The sequence below is a fragment of the Sphingomonas tabacisoli genome, assembly GCF_042678385.1.
GTDB classification, from domain to species: Bacteria; Pseudomonadota; Alphaproteobacteria; order Sphingomonadales; family Sphingomonadaceae; genus Sphingomonas_B; species Sphingomonas_B tabacisoli.
In genome coordinates this window covers 38,588-58,551 of the sequence record NZ_JBHUDY010000001.1, presented here as the reverse complement: position 1 = coordinate 58,551, position 19,964 = coordinate 38,588, and the positions used below count along the sequence as shown (strand labels likewise).

The 19,964-nt window shown below is 65.5% G+C and carries 25 protein-coding genes; 13 read left to right on the top strand and 12 right to left on the bottom strand.

What is annotated here, in order from left to right; translation table 11 throughout:
* Positions 1-98 precede the first annotated feature (98 nt).
* The 5 genes from ACFSCW_RS00355 to ACFSCW_RS00335 form a co-directional block, all read right to left on the bottom strand.
* Positions 99-407, bottom strand: coding sequence for a flagellar protein FlgN (locus ACFSCW_RS00355; RefSeq protein ID WP_380885738.1), 309 nt, complete (start codon positions 405-407; stop codon positions 99-101).
* A complete protein-coding gene (locus ACFSCW_RS00350; RefSeq protein ID WP_380885736.1) occupies positions 404-694 on the bottom strand; it encodes a flagellar biosynthesis anti-sigma factor FlgM in 291 nt (96 codons plus the stop codon). The genes ACFSCW_RS00355 and ACFSCW_RS00350 overlap by 4 nt, the downstream gene beginning before the upstream one ends.
* Positions 695-772: 78 nt before the next feature.
* Complete coding sequence (locus tag ACFSCW_RS00345; protein WP_380885734.1) at positions 773-1,249, bottom strand: flagella basal body P-ring formation protein FlgA; 477 nt, start codon at positions 1,247-1,249, stop codon at positions 773-775.
* A gap of 12 nt (positions 1,250-1,261) precedes the next feature.
* Positions 1,262-1,750: a hypothetical protein gene (locus tag ACFSCW_RS00340; RefSeq protein WP_380885732.1), complete on the bottom strand. Its 489-nt coding sequence runs from the start codon at positions 1,748-1,750 to the stop codon at positions 1,262-1,264.
* A complete protein-coding gene (locus ACFSCW_RS00335) occupies positions 1,750-2,406 on the bottom strand; it encodes a motility protein A (protein WP_380885730.1) in 657 nt (218 codons plus the stop codon). Before ACFSCW_RS00335 ends, ACFSCW_RS00340 begins: the two co-directional genes overlap by 1 nt.
* A gap of 190 nt (positions 2,407-2,596) precedes the next feature.
* On the opposite strand from ACFSCW_RS00335, the gene ACFSCW_RS00330 reads away from it, so the two are divergent.
* From ACFSCW_RS00330 to ACFSCW_RS00270, 13 genes are all read left to right on the top strand, one after another.
* Positions 2,597-2,953 carry a flagellar basal body rod protein FlgB gene (locus tag ACFSCW_RS00330; RefSeq protein WP_380885728.1) on the top strand — a complete coding sequence of 119 codons (357 nt, stop codon included), beginning with the start codon at positions 2,597-2,599 and terminating at the stop codon, positions 2,951-2,953.
* A gap of 2 nt (positions 2,954-2,955) precedes the next feature.
* Positions 2,956-3,363 (top strand): flagellar basal body rod protein FlgC, encoded by a 408-nt coding sequence (gene flgC / locus ACFSCW_RS00325; protein WP_380885726.1) that lies wholly within the window; start codon positions 2,956-2,958, stop codon positions 3,361-3,363.
* Entirely contained in the window at positions 3,360-4,061 is a 702-nt protein-coding gene (locus ACFSCW_RS00320) for a flagellar hook assembly protein FlgD (protein ID WP_380885724.1), read from the top strand. The genes flgC and ACFSCW_RS00320 overlap by 4 nt, the downstream gene beginning before the upstream one ends.
* Before the next feature lie 23 nt (positions 4,062-4,084).
* Positions 4,085-5,392, top strand: coding sequence for a flagellar hook protein FlgE (locus ACFSCW_RS00315; RefSeq protein WP_380885722.1), 1,308 nt, complete (start codon positions 4,085-4,087; stop codon positions 5,390-5,392).
* A 26-nt stretch (positions 5,393-5,418) separates the two neighbouring features.
* Complete coding sequence (locus ACFSCW_RS00310) at positions 5,419-6,159, top strand: flagellar basal body rod protein FlgF (protein WP_380885720.1); 741 nt, start codon at positions 5,419-5,421, stop codon at positions 6,157-6,159.
* A gap of 13 nt (positions 6,160-6,172) precedes the next feature.
* Complete coding sequence (gene flgG, locus ACFSCW_RS00305; RefSeq protein WP_380885718.1) at positions 6,173-6,961, top strand: flagellar basal-body rod protein FlgG; 789 nt, start codon at positions 6,173-6,175, stop codon at positions 6,959-6,961.
* Positions 6,942-7,604: a flagellar basal body L-ring protein FlgH gene (locus ACFSCW_RS00300; protein ID WP_380885716.1), complete on the top strand. Its 663-nt coding sequence runs from the start codon at positions 6,942-6,944 to the stop codon at positions 7,602-7,604. The genes flgG and ACFSCW_RS00300 overlap by 20 nt, the downstream gene beginning before the upstream one ends.
* 8 nt (positions 7,605-7,612) lie before the next feature.
* Entirely contained in the window at positions 7,613-8,809 is a 1,197-nt protein-coding gene (locus ACFSCW_RS00295; RefSeq protein WP_380885714.1) for a flagellar basal body P-ring protein FlgI, read from the top strand.
* On the top strand, positions 8,806-9,153 hold the full coding sequence (locus ACFSCW_RS00290; RefSeq protein WP_380885712.1) for a rod-binding protein: 348 nt from the start codon (positions 8,806-8,808) through the stop codon (positions 9,151-9,153). Before ACFSCW_RS00295 ends, ACFSCW_RS00290 begins: the two co-directional genes overlap by 4 nt.
* Positions 9,150-10,748, top strand: a complete 1,599-nt coding sequence (locus ACFSCW_RS00285; RefSeq protein ID WP_380885710.1) for a flagellar hook-associated protein FlgK — start codon at positions 9,150-9,152, stop codon at positions 10,746-10,748. The genes ACFSCW_RS00290 and ACFSCW_RS00285 overlap by 4 nt, the downstream gene beginning before the upstream one ends.
* Positions 10,749-10,751: 3 nt before the next feature.
* Positions 10,752-11,678: a flagellar hook-associated protein FlgL gene (gene flgL / locus ACFSCW_RS00280; RefSeq protein WP_380885708.1), complete on the top strand. Its 927-nt coding sequence runs from the start codon at positions 10,752-10,754 to the stop codon at positions 11,676-11,678.
* Between the two features lie 131 nt (positions 11,679-11,809).
* On the top strand, positions 11,810-12,673 hold the full coding sequence (gene motA / locus ACFSCW_RS00275) for a flagellar motor stator protein MotA (RefSeq protein ID WP_380885706.1): 864 nt from the start codon (positions 11,810-11,812) through the stop codon (positions 12,671-12,673).
* 1 nt (position 12,674) lies between these two features.
* Complete coding sequence (locus ACFSCW_RS00270) at positions 12,675-13,601, top strand: flagellar motor protein MotB (protein WP_380885704.1); 927 nt, start codon at positions 12,675-12,677, stop codon at positions 13,599-13,601.
* Between the two features lie 82 nt (positions 13,602-13,683).
* On the opposite strand, the gene ACFSCW_RS00265 is transcribed toward ACFSCW_RS00270, so the two are convergent.
* From ACFSCW_RS00265 to ACFSCW_RS00235, 7 genes are all read right to left on the bottom strand, one after another.
* On the bottom strand, positions 13,684-14,127 hold the full coding sequence (locus ACFSCW_RS00265; protein ID WP_380885702.1) for a glycine zipper 2TM domain-containing protein: 444 nt from the start codon (positions 14,125-14,127) through the stop codon (positions 13,684-13,686).
* 134 nt (positions 14,128-14,261) lie between these two features.
* Entirely contained in the window at positions 14,262-15,152 is an 891-nt protein-coding gene (locus ACFSCW_RS00260; protein WP_380885700.1) for a ParB/RepB/Spo0J family partition protein, read from the bottom strand.
* Positions 15,149-15,931 (bottom strand): ParA family protein, encoded by a 783-nt coding sequence (locus tag ACFSCW_RS00255; RefSeq protein ID WP_380889957.1) that lies wholly within the window; start codon positions 15,929-15,931, stop codon positions 15,149-15,151. Before ACFSCW_RS00255 ends, ACFSCW_RS00260 begins: the two co-directional genes overlap by 4 nt.
* 2 nt (positions 15,932-15,933) lie before the next feature.
* Positions 15,934-16,545 carry a 16S rRNA (guanine(527)-N(7))-methyltransferase RsmG gene (gene rsmG, locus ACFSCW_RS00250; RefSeq protein WP_380885698.1) on the bottom strand — a complete coding sequence of 204 codons (612 nt, stop codon included), beginning with the start codon at positions 16,543-16,545 and terminating at the stop codon, positions 15,934-15,936.
* Positions 16,542-18,374, bottom strand: a complete 1,833-nt coding sequence (gene mnmG / locus ACFSCW_RS00245; protein ID WP_380885696.1) for a tRNA uridine-5-carboxymethylaminomethyl(34) synthesis enzyme MnmG — start codon at positions 18,372-18,374, stop codon at positions 16,542-16,544. The genes rsmG and mnmG overlap by 4 nt, the downstream gene beginning before the upstream one ends.
* A 58-nt stretch (positions 18,375-18,432) precedes the next feature.
* Entirely contained in the window at positions 18,433-19,713 is a 1,281-nt protein-coding gene (mnmE, locus tag ACFSCW_RS00240; RefSeq protein ID WP_380885695.1) for a tRNA uridine-5-carboxymethylaminomethyl(34) synthesis GTPase MnmE, read from the bottom strand.
* Positions 19,710-19,943 (bottom strand): DUF6489 family protein, encoded by a 234-nt coding sequence (locus ACFSCW_RS00235; protein ID WP_380885693.1) that lies wholly within the window; start codon positions 19,941-19,943, stop codon positions 19,710-19,712. The genes mnmE and ACFSCW_RS00235 overlap by 4 nt, the downstream gene beginning before the upstream one ends.
* Positions 19,944-19,964: the final 21 nt, after the last annotated feature.

The following is a 19,964-nucleotide window of genomic DNA, read 5'->3' as shown; positions in this document are numbered from 1 at the left end:
GGGGTGAGGGTAATGGGCGCCGAGCCTTAACAGCCCCTCACCCTCCCACCGCTTCGCGGCGGGCCCCTCCCTCTCCCGCTCGCGGGAGAGGGGCTAGATTACGCCACCGCCCTCGTCGGCGCGTAGGCGACCGGGCGAATGCCGGTCAGCGCTTCAAGGCGCTGCTTCACGTTCGCGCTCATCAGATTGACATAGGCGCGCGCGGTTTCGTTCAGGCGCATCGCCTCTTCGGCAAGGGCGCGTTCCTCGGTCGAGACAGGATTGTCGTTGCGCGCGGCAAGCACGCCGATCCGGCCTTCCTTTTCCGCGGTCGCGGCCGCCAGCGCCTCGATGTCGAAGCTCTTCAACGCCGCCAGCTCGTTCTGCAGCGAGGCGATCACCGCCTTCAGCGCTTCGGTCCGCGTCATTTGTTGTCCACCCATCTCATCTGCGCCTCGATCATCCTGTCGGCGATCGTGGACGGAACGATCGGATAGCCCTTGTCGGCAAGGGCCTGCTTGATCTGCCTGACGCGCTCCAGATCCACCGGCGGGCGGAAAGCAAGCGCCTTTGCGGTTTCCCGCACGCTGGTTTCCGCAACCACCGCCGGCTCGGCTGCGCGCACCGCATCGATGCGGACGACCTTGGCCTTGCCATCGCTTTCGACGCGTCCGCTGGGGACGGTGCCGGGCGTTACGCCGATCGGATCAATCATGCCCGCGTCCTTTCCTGGCTAGCGAGGGTTCCGAATGACTGAAACGGCCGGTTGCGGAGAACCTTTAGAAAAAGTTGCTCACCAGCCGGGAAGCGTCGCCTTGCCGGCTTCGACGGCGATCGCCTGGACCGGCGCTTTCGCGCCTTCCACCTTGATCTGAAGCCGGGCGCCGGGCGCCGCATCGTTCATCGCGATGCCGTCGGCGCTGACCGCGAAACCGTCGCGGCCGGCCTCCATCGTGACGGGATCGCCACGGCGAATGACCGGCTCGGCCTTGACCGCCGTCGCCTGCACCGCGGCCGGTGCGGCAGCGACGGTGACGAAGATTCGCCAGCCATTATTATCCGGGCAGCGGATGACGATCGCGTCGTGCGCATCGCTGCGCCAGGTGAATTCCGGGCTGGAGCCGCACGCGGCAAGGCGCAGGCGCCGGTCGATCGGCGCCAGCGGGCCGCCCGGCGTGCCGCGCGGCGCGCCGGCGAAAATCTCCGCGGCGCGGTCGAGGAGCGTGAGGTCCGTCGGCGCTGCCACGGCCATGAGGAAGAAAGAGAGCATGGTTCGGCTCCGTCAGGGATCGTAGGAAATGGTAAGGGTGACGCGGCGCGCGCCCGGCACGCTCGCGGCGGAAAGTCGGATACGGTCCGGCGCAATGCCGGTGAGCGTCGCCGCCACGGCTTCGGCGCGAAGGCCGGCAAGCGCGAGCGCACTGCCGCTGGCGCGATCGGACGGCGAGCCGTCGGCGTAGCCGGTGACCACCAGCTTGGTGCGCGGGTCGGAAAGCGCATCCTTCGCCCAGGCGGCGATTGCGGCAGCATCGCGGGGAAGCGCGGCGCTGCCGGCGGCAAAGCCGGTGATCGCATTGGCCTCGACGGCGAGCCGCGGCGCGGCTTCGCCTCCGAATGCCTGGCGGATGCCCGCCTGGATCGCCGCCTGTTCGGGCTGCGACTTGTGCGCGGTCGCTTGCAGGAACACGAAAAAGCCGACCAGCAAGAGCGACAGGTCGGCGAGCGTGATCAGCCAGAGCGGCCGCGCGGATCGGGGCAAAGCGAGGCGCATCAGGCGGCGCGGCTCCGCGGCAAGGGCTTCTCCCGCTCGGCAAAGGCGCGGAACGGCTTGATCAGCGCGCGCCGTTCCTTCTCTTCCGCGCGCGAGAGGCGCGCGAGCCGGGCAGCGATCGGCGCGGCCACCAGATTGGCGAACAGCGCGCCGTATAGCGTCGCAAGCAGCGCGATCGCCATCGCCGCGCCGATCGTCGCCGGATCGTCCATCGACCGGAACATCCGCACCAGGCCGATCAGCGTGCCGACCATGCCCATCGCAGGGGCCGCTTCGGCAGCGGCCGACCAGAAATCGTGGACGACCACATGCCGTTCGTGCCGGTCGATCCGCAGCCGGTTGAGCAGCTGCTCGACCTCGTCGGGCCCGGCGCCGTCCGCGACCGCCTCGACGCCGCGGGCCACATCGGCGTCCTTCAGCAAGTGCGAGTCGACCGCGAGCAAGCTCTTGGCGCTGGCCACACGCTCGGCATGGGCGAGCTCGGCGCGGGCCGGACCGAAGTCGAACGGACGGCGCACCAGCACGGACAGCGCCCGAAGCGCGTTCACGGTATCCTGAAGCGGGCCGCGCGCAGCGGTCGCCAGCAAGGTGCCGCCCCCCACGATCGCCAGGGCGACGGGGTCGAGGAAAATAGCGAGAGCGGATGCATCGATCATCGCGCTCGTGTTCAGCAAGAGCCGGGCCAATCGCGCGAGTGACAGGCTTGGCAGCCGGACCGGCAAGCCGGATTGCCGTGCGGCGGCAAGATGTTGCCGGTCGCTGCCGGTTCGGGGTCGTGGCGCCGCCCAGAGGCCAGTTGGCACGGCCGTTGCACATAATCCCGCGCAACATTCGCGAGGGGCCGACATGGCACTGGGTGACGATCTGTTTGGCGTGCACGAAAAGGCACTGGCGCTGCGCTCGCAGCGGCTGGGCCTGCTCGCCTCCAACATCGCCAATGCCTCCACACCGGGGTTCAAGGCGAAGGACATCGATTTCGCTTCGGCGCTGAGCGCGGCGGAGCAGCCGGGCGCCAGCATGTCGCAGGCGATCGAAGCCGCGACCAAATACCGCGTGCCGCTGCAGCCTTCGCTCGACGGCAACACGGTCGAGCTCAACACCGAGCAGACCAAGTTCGCCGAGAACGCCGTCGCCTACCAGTCGACGCTCTCCTTCCTGAACGGGCGCATCCAGACGCTCACGCGCGCGCTGAAAGGCGAATAAGCATGGCGCAACCCTTGACCATCTTCGACGTCGCCGGCCGCGCGATGTCCGCGCAGCTCGTGCGCATGAACACCACGGCGTCCAACCTTGCGAACGCCGGCGGCGTCGCGGGCAGCGAGGCGGCCGCCTACAGGTCGATGAAGCCGGTGTTCCAGACGAGCTACGACAAGGCGAGCGGGCTCGCCACGGTCGACGTCAAACAGGTCGTCACCGCCGGCCCCGCCCCCACCAAGCGCTACGATCCCAACCACCCGATGGCGGACGCCAATGGCGACGTCTTCGAATCGGCGGTCGACGAGAGCCGCGAGATGGTCGACATGCTGGAGACCGCCCGCGCCTACAAAAACAATGTCGAGGTTCTTCAGACCGCGAAGAGCCTCATCCTCGATACCTTGAGGCTCGGCAAATGACGGACGTATCCACCAGTTTCGACGACACGCTCGCCAAGCTCGGCATTTCGCGCACCGGCGTCGCCAGCACCCCCAAGGTGCAGACGGAGCAGGAAGCGAACACGCTGGGCCAGGACTCGTTCCTGAAGCTGCTCACCGAGCAGCTGAAGAACCAGGATCCGTTCGATCCTGTGAAGAACGAGAACATGGTCGCGCAGATGGCGCAGTTCTCCAGCGTCGCCGGCATCTCCGAGATGAACACGACGCTGAAGAGCGTCGCGGCCCAGCTCAGCAATGCGAACGCCGCGCAGGCGATCTCCTATGTCGGCAAGACCGTGCTGATCGAAGGCGACACCGCTTTCCCCAATCAGGACGGCTCGCTGAATGCGGTGCTGCCGCTCTCCGAGAGCGCGGACGACGTCCAGGTCCAGATCAGCGACAGCGCCGGCAACCTGCTGCGCACGATCAATTACGGATCGCAGGGCACAGGCGACATGGCGATCGACTGGGACGGCAAGACCGACAGCGGCGGCGCTGCGCCCGCCGGCCCGTACAAGATCGCGGCAAGCGTGCTCAGAAATGGCACGCGAGTTGCTTCACCCGTCAATGTCTGGGCGCCGGTCACCTCGGTCAGCCTGGGTTCGGACGGCACCGCGCCGACCCTGAACCTGGCTGGTCTGGGCACCAAACCCCTCTCCGCCGTCCGCCAGGTCGGCTGAACAGATTACGTAGGAGTAAGTTCATGTCGTTCTACACCTCTCTTTCGGGCCTTCAGGGGTCGCAGACCGAGCTGGCGACGATCTCGCACAACCTGGCGAACGTCGGCACCAATGGCTTCAAGCGCAGCCGCGTCGAGTTCGGCGACGTCATCGCCTCGACGACGACCAAGAGCCCGAACCAGCTGATCGGCTCCGGCTCCTACGTGAAGAGCATTCGCCAGCAGTTCGCCCAGGGCGGCCTGCAGCAGTCGCAATCGTCGCTCGATCTCGCGATCAGCGGCGAGGGCTTTTTCGTGGTGAAGCCGAACCCGAACACCACCGAGCTCGCCTTCACCCGCAACGGCGCCTTCTCCGTCTCGGCCGACCGCTTCGTCGTCGACTCGCAGGGCGCGACCGTGCAGGTCTTCCCGGTGGACGGCAGCGGCACAGTTGTCGCGACCGGCCTCGACGATACCGTCAGCCTCCGCCTGCCGCAGACCAGCGGCACGCCGAAAGCAACGTCTGCGGCCAAAGTGTCGGTGAACCTCTCTGCGAACGCGTCGATCCCGTCGGCCGACCCGCGCTGGACGGCGGCGAGCCCCTATGCGTTCAGCCGCTTCGACCCGAACACCTACAACTACGCCTCGTCGACCGTCATCTACGACTCGGTCGGCAATCCGAACACGCTGACCAACTATTATGTCCGTGAAACGGCGCCGGGCGGCACCAACACGAACAGCACCTGGAAAGTGTATTCGTTCGTCGGCGGCCAGCAGATCTCGGCCGACCCCACTCAGCCGACGCCGCCCGTGGCGCTGGACATGACGTTCGACTCGAACGGCGTGCTGCAAACGCCGGCCGGCCCGACCCAGTACGCGACCTTCACCCCGCCGAACGCGGCGCCGCAGGACATGACGGTCGATTTCTCGATCGCCACCACCCAGCGCCCGGCCGCCTTCTCGATCATCGCGCAGAGCCAGGACGGCGAGCCGATCGGCCAGCTTCAGGGCGTGACCGTCGACTCCAGCGGCCTGGTCAAGGCGAGCTTCTCGAACGGCACCAACCAGGCGCTCGGCAAGGTCGTGCTCGCCCAGTTCGCCAACCCTCAAGGCTTGCGCCAGATCGGCAACAGCTATTGGTCGGTCTCGGGCCTCTCCGGCGACGCGACTCCCGGCCAGGCCGGCGAAGGCGGCTATGGCAACATCATGGCCGGCGCGATCGAGCGTTCGAACGTCGACATCACCGAGGAACTGGTCGGCCTCATCGCCGCGCAGCGCAACTTCCAGGCGAATGCGAAGGCGATCGATACCGAGACCCAGCTCAGCCAGACCATCATCAACATCCGTAGCTGATCCAGAGGCAGGGCTAGAGGCGATCGATGGATAGGCTGGTCTACACCGCATATTCGGGTCTGCGCGGGCGCATGTCCGCGCAGGCCGCGATCGCCAACAACCTGGCGAACGGCTCGACGATCGGCTTCCGCGCCGACACGTTCAACTTCGAGCAGCTCGCGCTCAAAGGCACCGGCTTCGACTCCCGCGCGCTCACGTCCGAGGAAGTCGTCGATGCCGACCGCAAGGGCGGCGCCGTGCTCTCCACCGGCCGCGACCTCGACGTCGCGATCGACGGCGACGCGTGGATGGCGGTGCAGGCAGGCGACGGCGAAGAAGCCTATACCCGCCGCGGCGACCTCACGATCGCGCCTTCGGGCGTGCTGCAGACCGGCGACGGTTTTCCGGTGATCGGCAATAGCGGGCCGATCACCTTGCCGCCTGCCGCCAAGGTGACGATCGGCCCGGACGGCTCCGTCCTCGTGGTCCCGCCGGGCGGCGATCTCGACAAGCCGCAGGCGATCGACCGGCTGAAGCTGGTCGATCCGAAGGGCAGCACCACCGTCAAGGGCCTGGACAACCTGCTGCGCGTCAAGGACGGCGGCACGCTTCCCGCCAATCTGGACGCCACAGTCAAATCCGGCTCGCTCGAGCAGTCGAACGTCAACATGACCGAGATGCTGATCCGGATGATCGAGAATCAGCGCTCCTACGAAATCCAGGCCAAAATGCTCTCCTCCGCCAAGGACATGGACGATGGCGGCGCATCTCTGATGCGGATGCCGTGAAAGGACCAATGAAATGACCAGCGCAGCGATGCACATCGCCCGCACGGGCCTCGACGCTCAGAACGAGCGGATGCGCGTGATCTCGAACAACCTGGCGAACGTCAACACGACCGGGTTCAAGCGCGACCGCGCCGCGTTCGAGACGCTCGCCTATCAGACGATCACGGCCAATGGCGCGCCGAGCACGTCGGAAACGAAGTACGCGACCGGGCTCAATCTCGGCACCGGCGTGCGCGTGCAGGGCACGGCCAAGATCGACACGCAGGGGTCGCTCCAGACCACCGGCAACTCGCTCGATCTGGCGCTCGACGGCGACGGCTTCTTCCAGGTGCAGATGCCGGGCGGCCAGATCGGCTACACCCGCGCGGGCAATTTCTCCCGCTCGCCCGAAGGCCTGATGGTGACGTCGGAAGGCTATCAGGTGCAGCCCGGCATCACGATCCCGCAAGGCGCGACGTCGATCACGATCGGCTCGGACGGCACGGTCTCCGCAACCGTCGCCGGCCAGACGGCGCCGACCCAGATCGGCCAGATCACGCTCGCGACCTTCGCCAACTCGGCCGGCCTTGCGCCGCAGAGCGGCAACTATCTGACCGAGACCGCCGCAAGCGGTGCGCCCCAGGTCGGCGTCGCCGGTATCGAAGGCCGCGGCTCGATCCGCCAGGGCATGCTCGAAGGCTCGAACGTCAATGTCGTCGAGGAAATGGTCGACATGATCGAGACGCAGCGCGCCTACGAGGTCAATTCGAAGATGATCTCGGCCACCGACCAGATGCTGCAATATGCCAACCAGAATCTCTAAGGCTGCGCTGATCGCGCTGGCGCTCATCGCCTCGCCCGCCCTCGCCAAGAAGGCGCCGAAGGTCGATTTCGCGCCGGTTGCTCCGGTCCAGGTTCCTCCGCCGCCGGCAAACGGCGCAATCTTCCAGGCGTCGGGCGGCTATGCAGCGCTGTACGAAGGTCCGCGTGCGCGCCGGGTCGGCGATCCGCTGACGATCGTGCTCGCCGAACGGATGAGCGCGCAGAAGGATGTCGCGTCCAAATCCGGCCGCGACGGCAATATCGGCCTGACCCCGCCCTCGACCGGCGCGCTGTCGCTGTTCAACCCGACCGACGCGTCGGCGAGCGGCACGCAGGCGTTCAAGGGCAATGGCAGCGCCAGCCAGTCGAACAGCCTGACCGGCGAAATCAGCGTCACCGTGGCGCAGGTCTATCCGAACGGCACGATGCTGGTGCGCGGCGAAAAGCAGCTTCGGCTCAATCGCGGCGACGAATATGTCCAGATCCAGGGCCTTGTCCGGATCGCCGACATCGATTTCGACAATCGCGTCCTTTCCACCCGCGTGGCGGATGCGAAGATCACTTACACCGGCCGCGGCGACCTGCAGCGGCAGAGCCGGCCCGGCTGGCTGCAGCGCTTCTTCTCGCTGGTCAGCCCTTTCTAGGATTCCACATGCGGCAGAACAGAAAAAACCCGTCCATGTCGAGCGAAGTCGAGACACGCACTTTCCTCGGTGCGGCAGATCAGTACGTCCCTCGACTTCGCTCGGGATGGACGCTTTTGGTGCAGGCGCTTTGTGTCGCATTGGCGCTGATCGCCGCGCCTGTCTCCGCCGAGCGGATCAAGGACCTTGGCGCCTTTGCCGGCGTGCGCCCGAACCAGCTGGTCGGCTACGGCATCGTGGTAGGCCTGGCCGGCACCGGCGACGACAATCTGGAATATACCGTCCAGTCGATGAAGGGCGTGACCTCGCGCTTCGGACTCAACCTGCCGGCCGGCGTCAATCCGGGCCTGAAGAATGCGGCGGCGGTGATGGTGACGGCCGAACTGCCTGCCTTCTCCAAACCCGGCCAGCGGATCGACGTGACCGTCGCCGCGATCGGCAAGGCGAAATCCTTGCGCGGCGGCAGCTTGCTGATGGTCCCGCTCCAGGGCGCGGACGGACAGATCTACGCGATGGCGCAGGGCGCGCTCGCGGTCGGCGGTCTCGGCGTCGAAGGCGCGGACGGGTCGAAGCTCACCGTCAACGTCCCTTCGACCGGCCGCATTCCCGACGGCGCTACGGTTGAGCGCGCGGTCGAGACCGGCTTTGCGACCAGCGACGAGCTGCGCTTCAATCTGCAAAAGTCCGACTTCACCACGTCGGAGCGCGTCGCCGAGGCGATCAACAAGCGATTCGGCACGGGCACCGCCCGCACGCTCGACGGCGTGTCGATCGCGATCAAGGCGCCGCAGGGCGCCGAAGTCCGCACCGCGCTGATGAGCGATGTCGAGAACCTCACCGTCGTCTCGGCCGAGCCGCCGGCGAAAGTGATCGTCAACGCCCGCACCGGCACCGTCGTCATCAACTCGGCGGTCCGCGTCGGCCCGGCCGCGGTGACGCACGGCCGCCTGACCGTCCGCATCGACGAAGCGCCGCGTGTGGTTCAGCCCGCGCCGCTGTCCAACGGTGTCACAGCCATCGAGCAGCAGAGCAACGTCCAGGTCGAGGAAAAGGCGAACCCGATGTTCCTGCTCGATCCCGGCCCCAAGCTCGCCGACATCGTGAAAGCGGTGAACAATATCGGCGCAACGCCGGCCGACCTGGTCGCCATCCTGGAGGCGCTGAAGGAAGCTGGCGCCCTGAAAGCGGAGTTGATCGTCCTGTGACCACGATCCCGCCTCTGGCATCACCGATCACCAGCAGTCCCAGCGTCGCCACCGACACCAGTCGGCTGGCGACAAAGGACAATCTGGCCAAGGCCGCGGCCCAGTTCGAGGCCGTGTTCATCAACCAGATGCTGAAATCCGCGCGCGCGGCGAAGCTGGACGACGGTCTGTTCGACAGCGATGCCGGCGATCAGTTCCGCGACATGCAGGACGCTAAGCTTTCGGAAACCATAGCGCTCCATACACCGATGGGGATCGGCAAGGCCTTGACCGATTTCCTCGCCAAGAACCGGCCTGAGCTGAAGGGCGGAGACGCGAGCGCGAAAGGCGGAGAAGCCAAATGAGCGACCTGCTCTCGATCGGCTCGACCGGTGTGCGCGCCTATCAAACGGCGCTGAACGTCGTTGGCGAGAATATCGCGAACGCGAGCACCAAGGGCTATGTCCGCCGCGAAGCGAACCTGACCGAGATTTCGGGCGGCGCCGGGCGCTACATCCTGCTTTCGAACACGTCGGTCGGCTCGGGCGTCGCCGCCAACACCGTCAGCCGCGAATGGGATGCGTTCAAGGCGGCCGATATGCGGAACGCCACCGCTGAGTCGGGCCGCACCGGCTCCACGATCGTGTGGCTCGACCGCGTCGAAAAGACCCTCGACACCGCCGGCATTTCGACGGCGATGACCAAATTCTTCAATGCGGGCCAGGCAATCGCCGCCGATCCGACCGGCTCGGCCCCGCGCGCCGCGTTCCTGGATGCTGCCTATGGCGTGTCCGCGGCCTTCTCGACCTCAGCCAACGGGCTTGCCTCGATCGACACCGACCTGCGCGCCTCGGCCAAGCTCGCGGTCGATCAATTGAACGGTCTCGCCACCGCCCTGGTCGAAGCCAACAAGGGCCTGGTCAAGGCCCGCGACGGCAGCAACGAGCAGCAGCAATTGATGGATCAGCGCGACAATCTGATCGATCAGATCAGCCAGCTCGCATCGATCAGCGTCAAGACCGACGAACGCGGCGTCGCCACCGTCAAGTTCAACGACGTAAACGGTCCGGTGCTGGTCGACGGCCTCGACACCAAGCCGCTCGACGTGTCGTTCAACGCGGCCGGCACGATGGCGCTGACGCTCGACCCAAACGTCACGCCCCAGGCCGTCGTGCTGCGCGGCGGCTCGATCGCCGGCTTTGGCGAAGCCTCGACGCGCGTCGCCGATCTCCGGCAGCAGCTCACCGACCTCGCCTCTTCGCTCGCCACCGGCGTCAATCAGGTCCAGGCCCAAGGCGTCGATCTCGACGGCAATCCCGGCGCTGCGATTTTCGACGCAAGTGCCGGAAATGGAACGATTTCTGTCAACGCGCTGTCGGTCCGGCAGGTCGCCGCGGCCCGGGCCTGGACGGTCGGCAACGGAGCCTCCAACACCGGCAGCGGCGCGCTGGTCTCCCAGACCAACGGCACCCCGCTTACTTCCACGAAATACACAATTAGCGGCGGCGTGCTGACCGCGACCGATCCGGTCACCAACAGCGTGATCGGCACCGCGCCCTACACCCCGGGCACACCAGTCACCCTCGCCGGCCTCGACATCACGGTCAGCGGCTCGCCGGCCGATGGCGACAGCTTCACCATCTCGGCGACCAAGCCCGGCAGCCGTGACAACGGCAATCTCGATGCGCTGGCTGCGCTCCGCACCAGCGGCGCGTTCGAGAGCACGGCGAACGAGATGGTCTCGTCCAATGCCTCGGCGCTCTCGGCCAAGCGGCAAGTGCAGGATGCGCAGAACGCGATCCTGGAAGGCGCGACCGCCGCGCGCGACGCGGTGACCGGCGTCAATCTCGACCAGGAAGCGGTCGACCTGATGAAGTTCCAGCAGGCCTATGCGGCGTCGAGCCGCGTGATCCAGGTCTCGCGCGAGATCTTCCAGTCGATCCTCGACGCGGTGAGGTAAGTCATGAAGATCGGCACGGCCTATTTCTTCGACTCGCGCAATCGGCAAATGGCCGACCTGTCGGGTCTTGCCTCCAAGATCCAGGAGCAGATCTCGACCGGCAAGCGCATCCTGACGCCGTCGGACGATCCCGTCGTCTCGGCCCGGCTCGCGCGGATGGCGACGGGCGCGTCGAACGACACCCAGTCGGCCAGCAACGTCAAGCTCGCCCAGTCGCTGCTCGGCCAGGGCGACACCGCGCTGGAGAGCGTGGCAAACGATCTGCAGCGCGCCCAGGAATTGCTGGTCCGCGCCGGCAGCGACACGCTGAACGACGACAACCGCGCCGCGCTCGCAGCCGAGCTCAAGTCGATCGTCGACAATCTCTATTCGACCGCCAACACCACGGACGTGCGCGGCACCGCGTTGTTCGGCGGCAGCGGCAGCGGGGCGGCCTATACCCGCGCGGCCGATGGCACGATCAGCTATGCCGGCGAAGGCGAAGCGCCGCCGATCCCGATCGGCAACGGCGTCAACGTGCAGGCGACCGACAGCGGCGCGCGCATCTTCGGCAACATCCAGGCCGGAGCCGGCACCAAGGACGTGTTCCAGATCGTCGGCGATCTCGCCGCCGCGCTCGATGTCGGCGGCAGCGCGACGCCCGCCGCGCGCCAGCAGGCGCTGGCCGATGCCAGCGATGGCCTGAAGAACGCACTCGAACGCGTGAACACCGCCCGCGCCTCGATCGGTGCCCGCGGCGCCCGGCTCGACATCGAATCCGAGCGGCTTTCGCAGGCCGCCAACGATTATCAGATCGATCGCGGCAATCTCGAAGGCGTCGACGTGCAGGCGGCGGTGACCGACCTGCAGAAGACGATGCTGACGCTGCAGGCGACCCAGGCGAGCTTCTCGAAGCTCAGCCAGCTCAGCCTGTTCGACTACATCAACTAACACGCCGAAAAATCGCGGATTACCGCGTTTTTAACCAACATTGTTCCTCAAGTTTCGGGAACATCGGCCGTCTTACCTCATGTGCGCGGGCGTATCCGCGAGGTGGCTTTTAAGGAGGCGGCGTAAGCCCGATGTTTCCAGCGATCGGTCTTGTCGTTCTCCTGGGCATGGTGTTCGGCGGCTTCGTCTTCACGGGCGGCGCGCTGGGACCGGTGCTGGAAGCCCTGCCGCACGAGATGATCATCATCGGCGGCGCGGCTGTCGGCGCGCTGATCATCGGCAACAACGGCAAGCAATTGAAGGCGCTCGGCGCGGGACTGGGGAAAGCCTTCAAGGGACCGAGCTACACCAAAAAGGACTTCCTCGACGTCATCTTCCTGGTCTCGCGGCTGATGAAGATGCTGCGCGTCGAAGGACCCATCGCGCTCGAGCCGCATGTCGAGGACCCCAAGTCCAGCGCGGTCTTCGCCGAGTATCCGAAGCTGCTGAAGGACACGACGCTGGTCCATCTGATCGCCGACACGTTGCGGTTGGTCGTGGTTTCGTCGGGCACGCTCGACGTGCATGCGGTCGAGGAAGTCGTCGATAACAGCATCAAGACGCACCATCACGAAGCGATGGGGCCGGCGAACCAGCTCCAGAGCCTCGCCGATGCTCTTCCCGCGCTCGGCATCGTCGCGGCAGTGCTCGGCGTCGTGAAGACGATGGGCTCGATCGACAAGCCGCCGGCGATTCTGGGTGCGATGATCGGCTCGGCGCTGGTCGGCACCTTTCTGGGCGTGCTGCTCGCCTATGGCATGGTCGGCCCCCTCGCCACGCGGCTGAAGGCCGTGATGGAGGAAGACGCCGCCATCTATCAGACCATCAAGCAGATCATCATCGCGTCGCTCCATGGCCACCCGCAGCCGCTGGTGATCGAAGCGGCGCGTTCCGGCATCATCCATGCGAAGCAGCCGAGCTTCGCCGAAGTGTTCGACGGCCTGCGCGGCAAGTAGCATGGCGAAGCGCGTCACTGTCCCCGCGCGCGCTGGCTCCAACGAGCCGCCGCGTATCATCGTCAAGAAAATCGTCGGCGACGATCATGGCGGGCATCACGGCGGCGCCTGGAAAGTCGCCTATGCCGATTTCGTGACCGCGATGATGGCCTTCTTCCTGCTGATGTGGCTGCTGGGCGCGACCACCGAGAAACAGCGCAAGTCGATCGCCGATTATTTCACGCCGACGCTGGTGGAATACCGCCAGAACAGCGCGGGCTCGAATGGCCTGCTCGGTGGCTCGTCATTGACGGACAAGGACAATTACCCGTTCAAGGCCTCGCAGACGGGCACGCGCGCGATGACCATTCCGGTCGGCGCGGAAGGTGGACCGCAGGTCGGCAGCGGACCGGAAGGTTCGCTCAAAACCCCTGCGGGCAATAAGCTTCGCGCCGAGGACATGCAGAATTTCTCGCGTGTCCGGTTGCAGCTTTCGCGTCAGCTCGCGACCAATCAGGCACTGAAGAAGCTGGCCAATCATGTGCGCTTTACGCCGACCCGCGATGGGCTGCGCATCGATCTGGTCGACGACGCGGATTATTCGATGTTCGCGCTGGGCACGACTGCGCTCAATCCCGATGCGGCCGGGCTGATCGACACGGTCGCCAAAGCGGTCTCGTCGATGCCCAACCAGATCTCGATTCGCGGTCACACCGATAGCCTTGGCTATGGCGATCCGCGGACGATGAACAACTGGATGCTGTCGAGCGGCCGCGCCGAGGCGACGCGGCGCAAGCTGGCAATGGGCGGCATCGTCGAGCGACGGTTCGAGCGGATCGAAGGCGTCGCCGATCGCGACCCCTATATCGAGAAGAACCCGGCCGATCCGCGCAATCGCCGCGTCTCGATCACGCTGATGTACCGCGGCTTCCGGGACTTCACCGGCTAGGCAGGCATACAAAAGGCCGGAGCGTCGCCGCCCCGGCCTCCGTCCCCTCGTTAAGCCACCGGAGGGGAAAGCTGGCTTTGGCTTAGTAGCAGCGGCCGTTACGCTCGATCTGCTGGCCGAGCAGCGCGCCCAGGCCGCCGCCGATCAGGGCGCCCGCGGTGTTGCTGCCGTGACGCCCGACGACCGCGCTGCCGAGCAGGCCGCCGGCAACCGCGCCGGCGATCGCGCCGGTCGTGCCGCTGCCGCCGCAACGATAGGCATAGCTGTTGCGGCCATAATAGGACCGGCCGCTATAGTAGCCGTTGTTATAGCCGCGGCCGTAATAGCCATTGCCATAGCGGCTGCCGTAATAATTGTTGCCATAATAGCCGTTGCCGTAGCCGCCCCGACCATAATAGCCATTGTTGCCGTAATAGCCGCGGCTGTAGCCGCCGCCATAATACTGCGCATTGGCCGGAGTTGCCGCGACGGTCGCGCCAGCAACAGTCGCCAGCGCCGCACCGATCAGTCCGATCTTCTTCATCATGGTTCGTCTCCTTCGCCCGCGGATTCCCGCGTCTTGGGAGTGCTTATGAACCGAGTCGCGTGAGATGAGCCTGAATGCGCCTGTTAGCGCGCGTTCAGCTTTCGATGGGGGAAAAGACGTGCTTTTATCGGCGCTTAGATACGCTCGCCGGTCAAACGCTGGCAAATCAGGTCGAGCTGATCGAGGCTCGAGAAGCCCAGGGTGACCGATCCGGTTCCTTTGGCGTAGGCGATCTTGACCTTGAGACCCAGAATGTCGCCGAGTTGCCGTTCCAGCGCAGCGACGTCGGCATCGCGTTCTCGGGGAACCGACGCTGCCCGCGACGCAGCCGGGCGAGCACCTTGCGCCAGCCGCTCTGTTTCGCGCACCGACAGACCGCGCTCGACGACCTGGTTGGCCAGACCTTCCGGATCGATCGCTGTGATCAGCGCCCGGGCATGGCCCATCGACAGCCGCGTGTCGGCGACCATTGTGCGCACGGCCGCCGGAAGATCGAGCAATCTCAACAGGTTGGCAATGTGGCTGCGCGATTTATGGACGATCCGCCCGAGCGCTTCCTGGCTGTGGCCGAAGCGATCGATCAGCTTGCGATAGGCCTCGGCCTCTTCGATCGCGTTCAGATCCTCGCGCTGGATGTTCTCGACCAGCGCCAGCTCCAGCGTTTCCGCTTCGTCGAACTCGCGGACGATGACCGGGACCTGATGCAGTTGCGCGCGCTGGGCAGCGCGCCAACGCCGCTCACCGGCAACGATCTGGTAACGACCTTCGTGCGGCCGAACGACGATCGGCTGGATCAGCCCGCGGGCTTCGATCGAGCGGGCAAGCTCGTCCAACGCGTCCTCGTCGAAATGTCGACGCGGCTGTTCCGGGTGCGGCTCGAGCTCGGAGACTGCGAGGAAGCGGACGCCGGTCGACCGGTCACCGGCCGGTGCGATCGGCTCCTCCCGGCCGGCTTCCCCGAGAAGCGCGGAAAGCCCCCGACCCAATCCGGTCGGGCGTTTGCGGGCGGCGCCAGCGTCGGTCATGCAGCTCTCTTCAGATGAGGAAGGCGGGCCAGCAGCTCACGAGCGAGCGCCATATAGGCTTCGGAGCCGGAGCAGCGATGATCGTAGATTAAGGCCGGCACACCGTGGCTCGGCGCTTCCGACAAGCGGACGTTCCGCGGGATCACGGTTGCAAACACGACATCGCCGAGACAGGTGCGGACATCCTGCGCGACCTGCTCGGTGAGGTTGTTGCGACGATCGTACATCGTCAGCGCAACGCCTAGGATCGCGAGGCCGGGATTGAACCGCGCGCGGATCCGCTCGATCGTCTGCAGGAGCTGGCTCAATCCCTCCAGCGCGAAGAATTCGCACTGCAGCGGCACAAGCAGGGAGTCTGCAGCGACCATCGCGTTGATCGTGAGCAGCCCCAGCGATGGCGGGCAATCGATGAGACAAATGTCCCACCGTGAAGCGCTGCGGCCATGAAGCGCGTTGCGCAGCCGATGGGTGCGGTGCTCCATATCGACCAGCTCAATCTCGGCACCCGAGAGGTCGACCGTGGCCGGCACGATCTCCAGGCGAGGCACGCGGGAGCCGATTACGCACTCTTCGAGTGAAACCTGTCCCGTCAGCAGGTCGTAACTGTTTGCCTCGCGCGCAGACTGAGGAATTCCGAGGCCGGTAGACGCATTGCCCTGCGGGTCTAGATCGACGAGCAGCACGCGCCAGCCGATCGCCGCCAGAGCGGTAGCGACATTGATCGCGGTTGTGGTCTTACCCACACCGCCTTTCTGGTTCGCCACAGCTACGCAGATCATGCTCACCTCGGCCTTACATCCGTCGCGACAATGATATGGGAATCGTTGTCGGTCAGGCTCTGTTCCACGTGGAACACACCTTGCCATGCCTGACGCGCTTCATCCAGTTCGGCCTGCGCACTTCGGCCCTTCGGCAACACCCAAATTGTGGATGAAGTTGTGAGTTGATGCGTGGACAGCAAGATCTCGGGCAAAGCTGCGTAGGCCCGCGCGGTAACAGCCGCGAACTTTTCGCCGCGCACCTGTGCTATGGCGGCTTGCCGGATGCGGATGTGAGCGAGCCCAAGCCGGTGCGCAACATCTGCAAGGAACTCGACGCGCTTGCGCCGCGGCTCGACCAACATGGTGGGCACGTCGGCGAGAATAGCGATGACAATGCCTGGCAAACCGGGCCCCGATCCAACGTCGAGCCAAGATCGAGCCTCCGGCGCGAAGCGAAGAAGCTGGGCGGAATCGAGGATGTGACGCGCCCAGATTTGAGGTTCCGTTGCCTTGCTTATGAGGTTCTGGGTGCGATTTGCGGTGAGGAGCAGTTCGACGTAACGATCAAGCAGCCCGAGCTTTTCGGCCCCATATCGCTCCGCAATCCAATCGCGCGATTCTTCTTCGGTCACGCCGCACGCTTCTGGGTGTGCGCCAGGATGACTGCGAGTGCAGCGGGAGTAATGCCGCGGATGCGGCTGGCGCTTTCGAGGTCGGCTGGCCGCGCTGCCTCAAGGCGTTCGACCATCTCGTTCGAGAGGCCGGGAATAGTGCGATAATCGATGTTACCTGGAATCGGCGCACGCCCGGCCGCTCGGATCGCACGCACTTCCGTCTCCTGCCGCTCGAGATAGGGAGCGTAGCGTGCATCATCGATTGCGACGTTGAGTAGATCCGCGTCCGCGTCGGCGAGGGCAGGTTCTGCGGCGATCAAGTGCTCACGCTCGACGCCGCCAAAGCGCAGCCATTCGGCCAGCGAGCGAGTGCGGCCATCATCGCGCAGCTCGGGCGTCACCTCGCGTGCCCGAAGGGGCTTTGCCAGCAGAGCGTCGATTTCGTCGCGCTTCTCGCGCCGCGCTCGAGCATGAGCTGCCCGTTCGGATCCGATGCAACCAACGGTCTCGCCCAATCCCGTCAAACGCTCAGCCGCATTGTCGGCACGAAGGCGGAGGCGATACTCCGCGCGTGCCGTCAGCATCCGATAGGGTTCTGTGACTCCCTGCAGTGTCAGGTCGTCGATCATCACACCGATATAGCTGTCGGCACGGTCGAGGATCACGGGGCTTTGGTCGCCGGCAAGGCGTGCGGCATTGATGCCAGCGACGAGACCTTGGGCCGCCGCTTCCTCATAGCCGGTCGTGCCGTTGATCTGTCCGGCGAAGAACAGCCCGCGCACTGCTCGCAACTCAAGGCTGGGCTCAAGCGCGCGCGGATCGATATAGTCATATTCAACCGCGTAACCCGGCTGGGCGATCTGTACCCGCTCGAGACCCGGGATCGCCCGAACGAATAGCTCCTGCGCCCGCAGCGGCAGTGAAGTGGAAATGCCGTTCGGGTAGATCAGCGGATCATCGAGACCTTCGGGCTCCAGAAAGATCTGGTGGCCATCGCGGTCGCCGAAGCGCAGCACCTTGTCTTCGATCGACGGACAATAGCGGGGGCCCCTGCCCTCGATCGCCCCGGAATGCAGCGGCGATTCGTGCAAAGATGCGCGGATCGCATCGTGAGCCAATGCCGTCGTCCGGGTGATGAAGCAGGACAGTTGAGGATTCCGCCGGCGCGACGTGAGCGATGACATCGTCCAAGCGAGATCGTCCGACGGCTGCGCGTCGAGACCCGCCCAATCGATCGTGCGCCCATCAAGCCGCGGCGGCGTTCCCGTCTTGAGGCGAGCGATGGGAAGGCTGAGCGCGCGAAGCTGGTCGCCGAGGCGCGTCGACGATGCCTCGCCAACGCGTCCCCCAATCTGAGTCGCAAGGCCGCGATGCATTCGGCCATTGAGGAACGTACCGGTCGCGAGAACGACTGCCCTGGCACGAACCTGCCGCCCATCCGCAAACGAGACACCGGCCACCCGGCTCGCATCGAGAAGGAGGGATGCGGCTTCGCCCTCTACAATGTCGAGACGCTGCTGATCGGCTAGCATCCTCTGGATCGCGGCACGGTAGAGCTTGCGATCTGCCTGCACGCGCGGCCCGCGCACCGCACTTCCTTTTGAAGCATTGAGCATGCGGTGATGGATGGCAGCCTCGTCGGCGGCGCGGCCGATCAAACCGTCCAGCGCATCAACCTCACGGACAAGATGCCCCTTGCCCAGGCCTCCGAAGGCTGGATTGCACGACATTGCGCCGAGCATGCGCCGATCGAATGTGACCAATGCAGTCGCGGCGCCCATCCGCGCAGCCGCGGCCGCAGCCTCGCAGCCGGCATGTCCCCCACCGATGACAATCACGTCGTACATGGCGCGCGCTCAAATCGCAGAGAGGCGTGCATGTCAAACTGTTCCACGTGGAACACCGTTATTTGCCGACGCAGAAGGTGGCGAACAGTGCGTCCAGCATCTCCTCAGTACCGGCGCGTCCGGTTAACTCATCAAGCGCCTGCCGCGCCTGCCTCAGATGCTCAGCAGCGATCAGCTCATCAGACTCGTTTTGAAATTCGGCCAGGCTCGCATGGCACCGGCTCAGATGTTCACGTTGGCGCCGCGAGAGCGCGACTTCGCCCTCGCGCGGCAATAACGCCCGACCGCGCTCAATGAGCAGATGAGTCAATGCGGCAAGCCCCTCGCCCGTTACTGCGGAAACAGGGAGCTCGTCCGCACTCGCGCGAACGCGACGCTCATCTGCGCGCGGAAAGATCCGGATGACCTTGGCAGCCTCGTCATGAGGGGGTGGACCATCGTCCATCCAAACGACTAGGTCCGCCTCCTCGATACGGCGGTGCGCGCGCTCAATCCCGATTCTCTCAATCGGGTCGCCGCTTTCTGCGCGGAGGCCCGCAGTATCGGTCAGCACGAAAGCCACACCTCCGAGCTTAACCGGCGCCTCGATGACGTCGCGGGTTGTGCCGGCTATCGGCGAGGTGATCGCGACCTCTCGCCCAGACAATGCGTTGATCAGAGTAGACTTGCCCGAATTCGGAGGCCCGGCGAACACAACCCGAATGCCATCGAAGAGTCGCTCGGCTCCAGGTCGGTCAAGCATCGAACCTATTACGGCGGCCAGGCGCGAACCGATCCGGTCGATCTCGGTTCGGTCGGTTGGGACATCGTCCTCGTCCGATTGATCAAGTGCGGCTTCAACCAACGCAGACAGGTGCAATAAGGCGCCCCGCCATCTCTCAACCTCCCCGCTCAGCCCCTCCTCCGCCATTGCGGCGCGGCGCTGAGATTCGGTTTCGGCGCGCAAGAGGTCCGACAGACTTTCGACCTGCACCAGATCGATCCTGCCATTCTCGAAGGCTCTCCACGTGAATTCACCAGCCCTTGCTCGTCTCACCCCCTCCATGCCGGCAAGAACGTTTTCGACCGCCTCGACAATCGCGCGGCTGCCGTGAAGATGGAGTTCGGCCAACGGCTCGCCCGTCACCGATGTCACGGCCGGAAAGACCGCAATGAGTCCGCGATCCAGAACCTCGCCTGTCTCTGGATTTCGTATGGTTCTCAATGACATGGTTCGCGGTGCCGGGGCCGCTCCCGCAAGCTGTTCCAAGGCCCGAAGTGCCTTCGCCCCGCTGACCCGTATAACCGCGATCGCGGCGGGCGGCGCGCCGCTCGACAGCGCGAAGATCGTGTCCTTCACGTGGCGCGGCCGCTCATCCCTTCGAGCATCTGCTGCCACAGTTTGAAGCCGGCGTCGCTCATCGGACCCCAACTCTTCATCATCGTCTCAAGCCCCTCGGAGGAGACGCCGTTCTTCACGGTGTCGACGAGCTGCGCGACATAGGCTTCGTGCACCGGTGTCAGGTCCGGCAGGCCCATGAAGCGCCGGGCTTCCTCCGGCGTGCAATCCACTTCGACATTGATCTTCATGACATCTCCGCTTGAGCGGTG

Excerpts from the sequence above, each read along its gene's own strand:
- ACFSCW_RS00320 (WP_380885724.1), top strand. The coding sequence starts at position 3,360 with ATGACGGACGTATCCACCAGTTTCGACGACACGCTCGCCAAGCTCGGC.
- ACFSCW_RS00315 (WP_380885722.1), top strand. The coding sequence starts at position 4,085 with ATGTCGTTCTACACCTCTCTTTCGGGCCTTCAGGGGTCGCAGACCGAG.
- flgG (WP_380885718.1), top strand. The coding sequence starts at position 6,173 with ATGACCAGCGCAGCGATGCACATCGCCCGCACGGGCCTCGACGCTCAG.
- mnmG (WP_380885696.1), bottom strand. The coding sequence starts at position 18,374 with ATGTACGACGTGATTGTCATCGGTGGGGGACATGCCGGCTGCGAGGCT.
- ACFSCW_RS00345 (WP_380885734.1), bottom strand. The coding sequence starts at position 1,249 with ATGCTCTCTTTCTTCCTCATGGCCGTGGCAGCGCCGACGGACCTCACG.
- ACFSCW_RS00265 (WP_380885702.1), bottom strand. The coding sequence starts at position 14,127 with ATGATGAAGAAGATCGGACTGATCGGTGCGGCGCTGGCGACTGTTGCT.
- ACFSCW_RS00350 (WP_380885736.1), bottom strand. The coding sequence starts at position 694 with ATGATTGATCCGATCGGCGTAACGCCCGGCACCGTCCCCAGCGGACGC.
- ACFSCW_RS00335 (WP_380885730.1), bottom strand. The coding sequence starts at position 2,406 with ATGATCGATGCATCCGCTCTCGCTATTTTCCTCGACCCCGTCGCCCTG.
- ACFSCW_RS00310 (WP_380885720.1), top strand. The coding sequence starts at position 5,419 with ATGGATAGGCTGGTCTACACCGCATATTCGGGTCTGCGCGGGCGCATG.
- ACFSCW_RS00355 (WP_380885738.1), bottom strand. The coding sequence starts at position 407 with ATGACGCGGACCGAAGCGCTGAAGGCGGTGATCGCCTCGCTGCAGAAC.
- ACFSCW_RS00235 (WP_380885693.1), bottom strand. The coding sequence starts at position 19,943 with ATGAAGATCAATGTCGAAGTGGATTGCACGCCGGAGGAAGCCCGGCGC.
- ACFSCW_RS00255 (WP_380889957.1), bottom strand. The coding sequence starts at position 15,931 with ATGATCTGCGTAGCTGTGGCGAACCAGAAAGGCGGTGTGGGTAAGACC.
- ACFSCW_RS00300 (WP_380885716.1), top strand. The coding sequence starts at position 6,942 with ATGCCAACCAGAATCTCTAAGGCTGCGCTGATCGCGCTGGCGCTCATC.
- ACFSCW_RS00285 (WP_380885710.1), top strand. The coding sequence starts at position 9,150 with ATGAGCGACCTGCTCTCGATCGGCTCGACCGGTGTGCGCGCCTATCAA.
- ACFSCW_RS00260 (WP_380885700.1), bottom strand. The coding sequence starts at position 15,152 with ATGACCGACGCTGGCGCCGCCCGCAAACGCCCGACCGGATTGGGTCGG.
- ACFSCW_RS00270 (WP_380885704.1), top strand. The coding sequence starts at position 12,675 with ATGGCGAAGCGCGTCACTGTCCCCGCGCGCGCTGGCTCCAACGAGCCG.
- ACFSCW_RS00330 (WP_380885728.1), top strand. The coding sequence starts at position 2,597 with ATGGCACTGGGTGACGATCTGTTTGGCGTGCACGAAAAGGCACTGGCG.
- motA (WP_380885706.1), top strand. The coding sequence starts at position 11,810 with ATGTTTCCAGCGATCGGTCTTGTCGTTCTCCTGGGCATGGTGTTCGGC.
- ACFSCW_RS00340 (WP_380885732.1), bottom strand. The coding sequence starts at position 1,750 with ATGCGCCTCGCTTTGCCCCGATCCGCGCGGCCGCTCTGGCTGATCACG.
- flgL (WP_380885708.1), top strand. The coding sequence starts at position 10,752 with ATGAAGATCGGCACGGCCTATTTCTTCGACTCGCGCAATCGGCAAATG.
- flgC (WP_380885726.1), top strand. The coding sequence starts at position 2,956 with ATGGCGCAACCCTTGACCATCTTCGACGTCGCCGGCCGCGCGATGTCC.
- ACFSCW_RS00295 (WP_380885714.1), top strand. The coding sequence starts at position 7,613 with ATGCGGCAGAACAGAAAAAACCCGTCCATGTCGAGCGAAGTCGAGACA.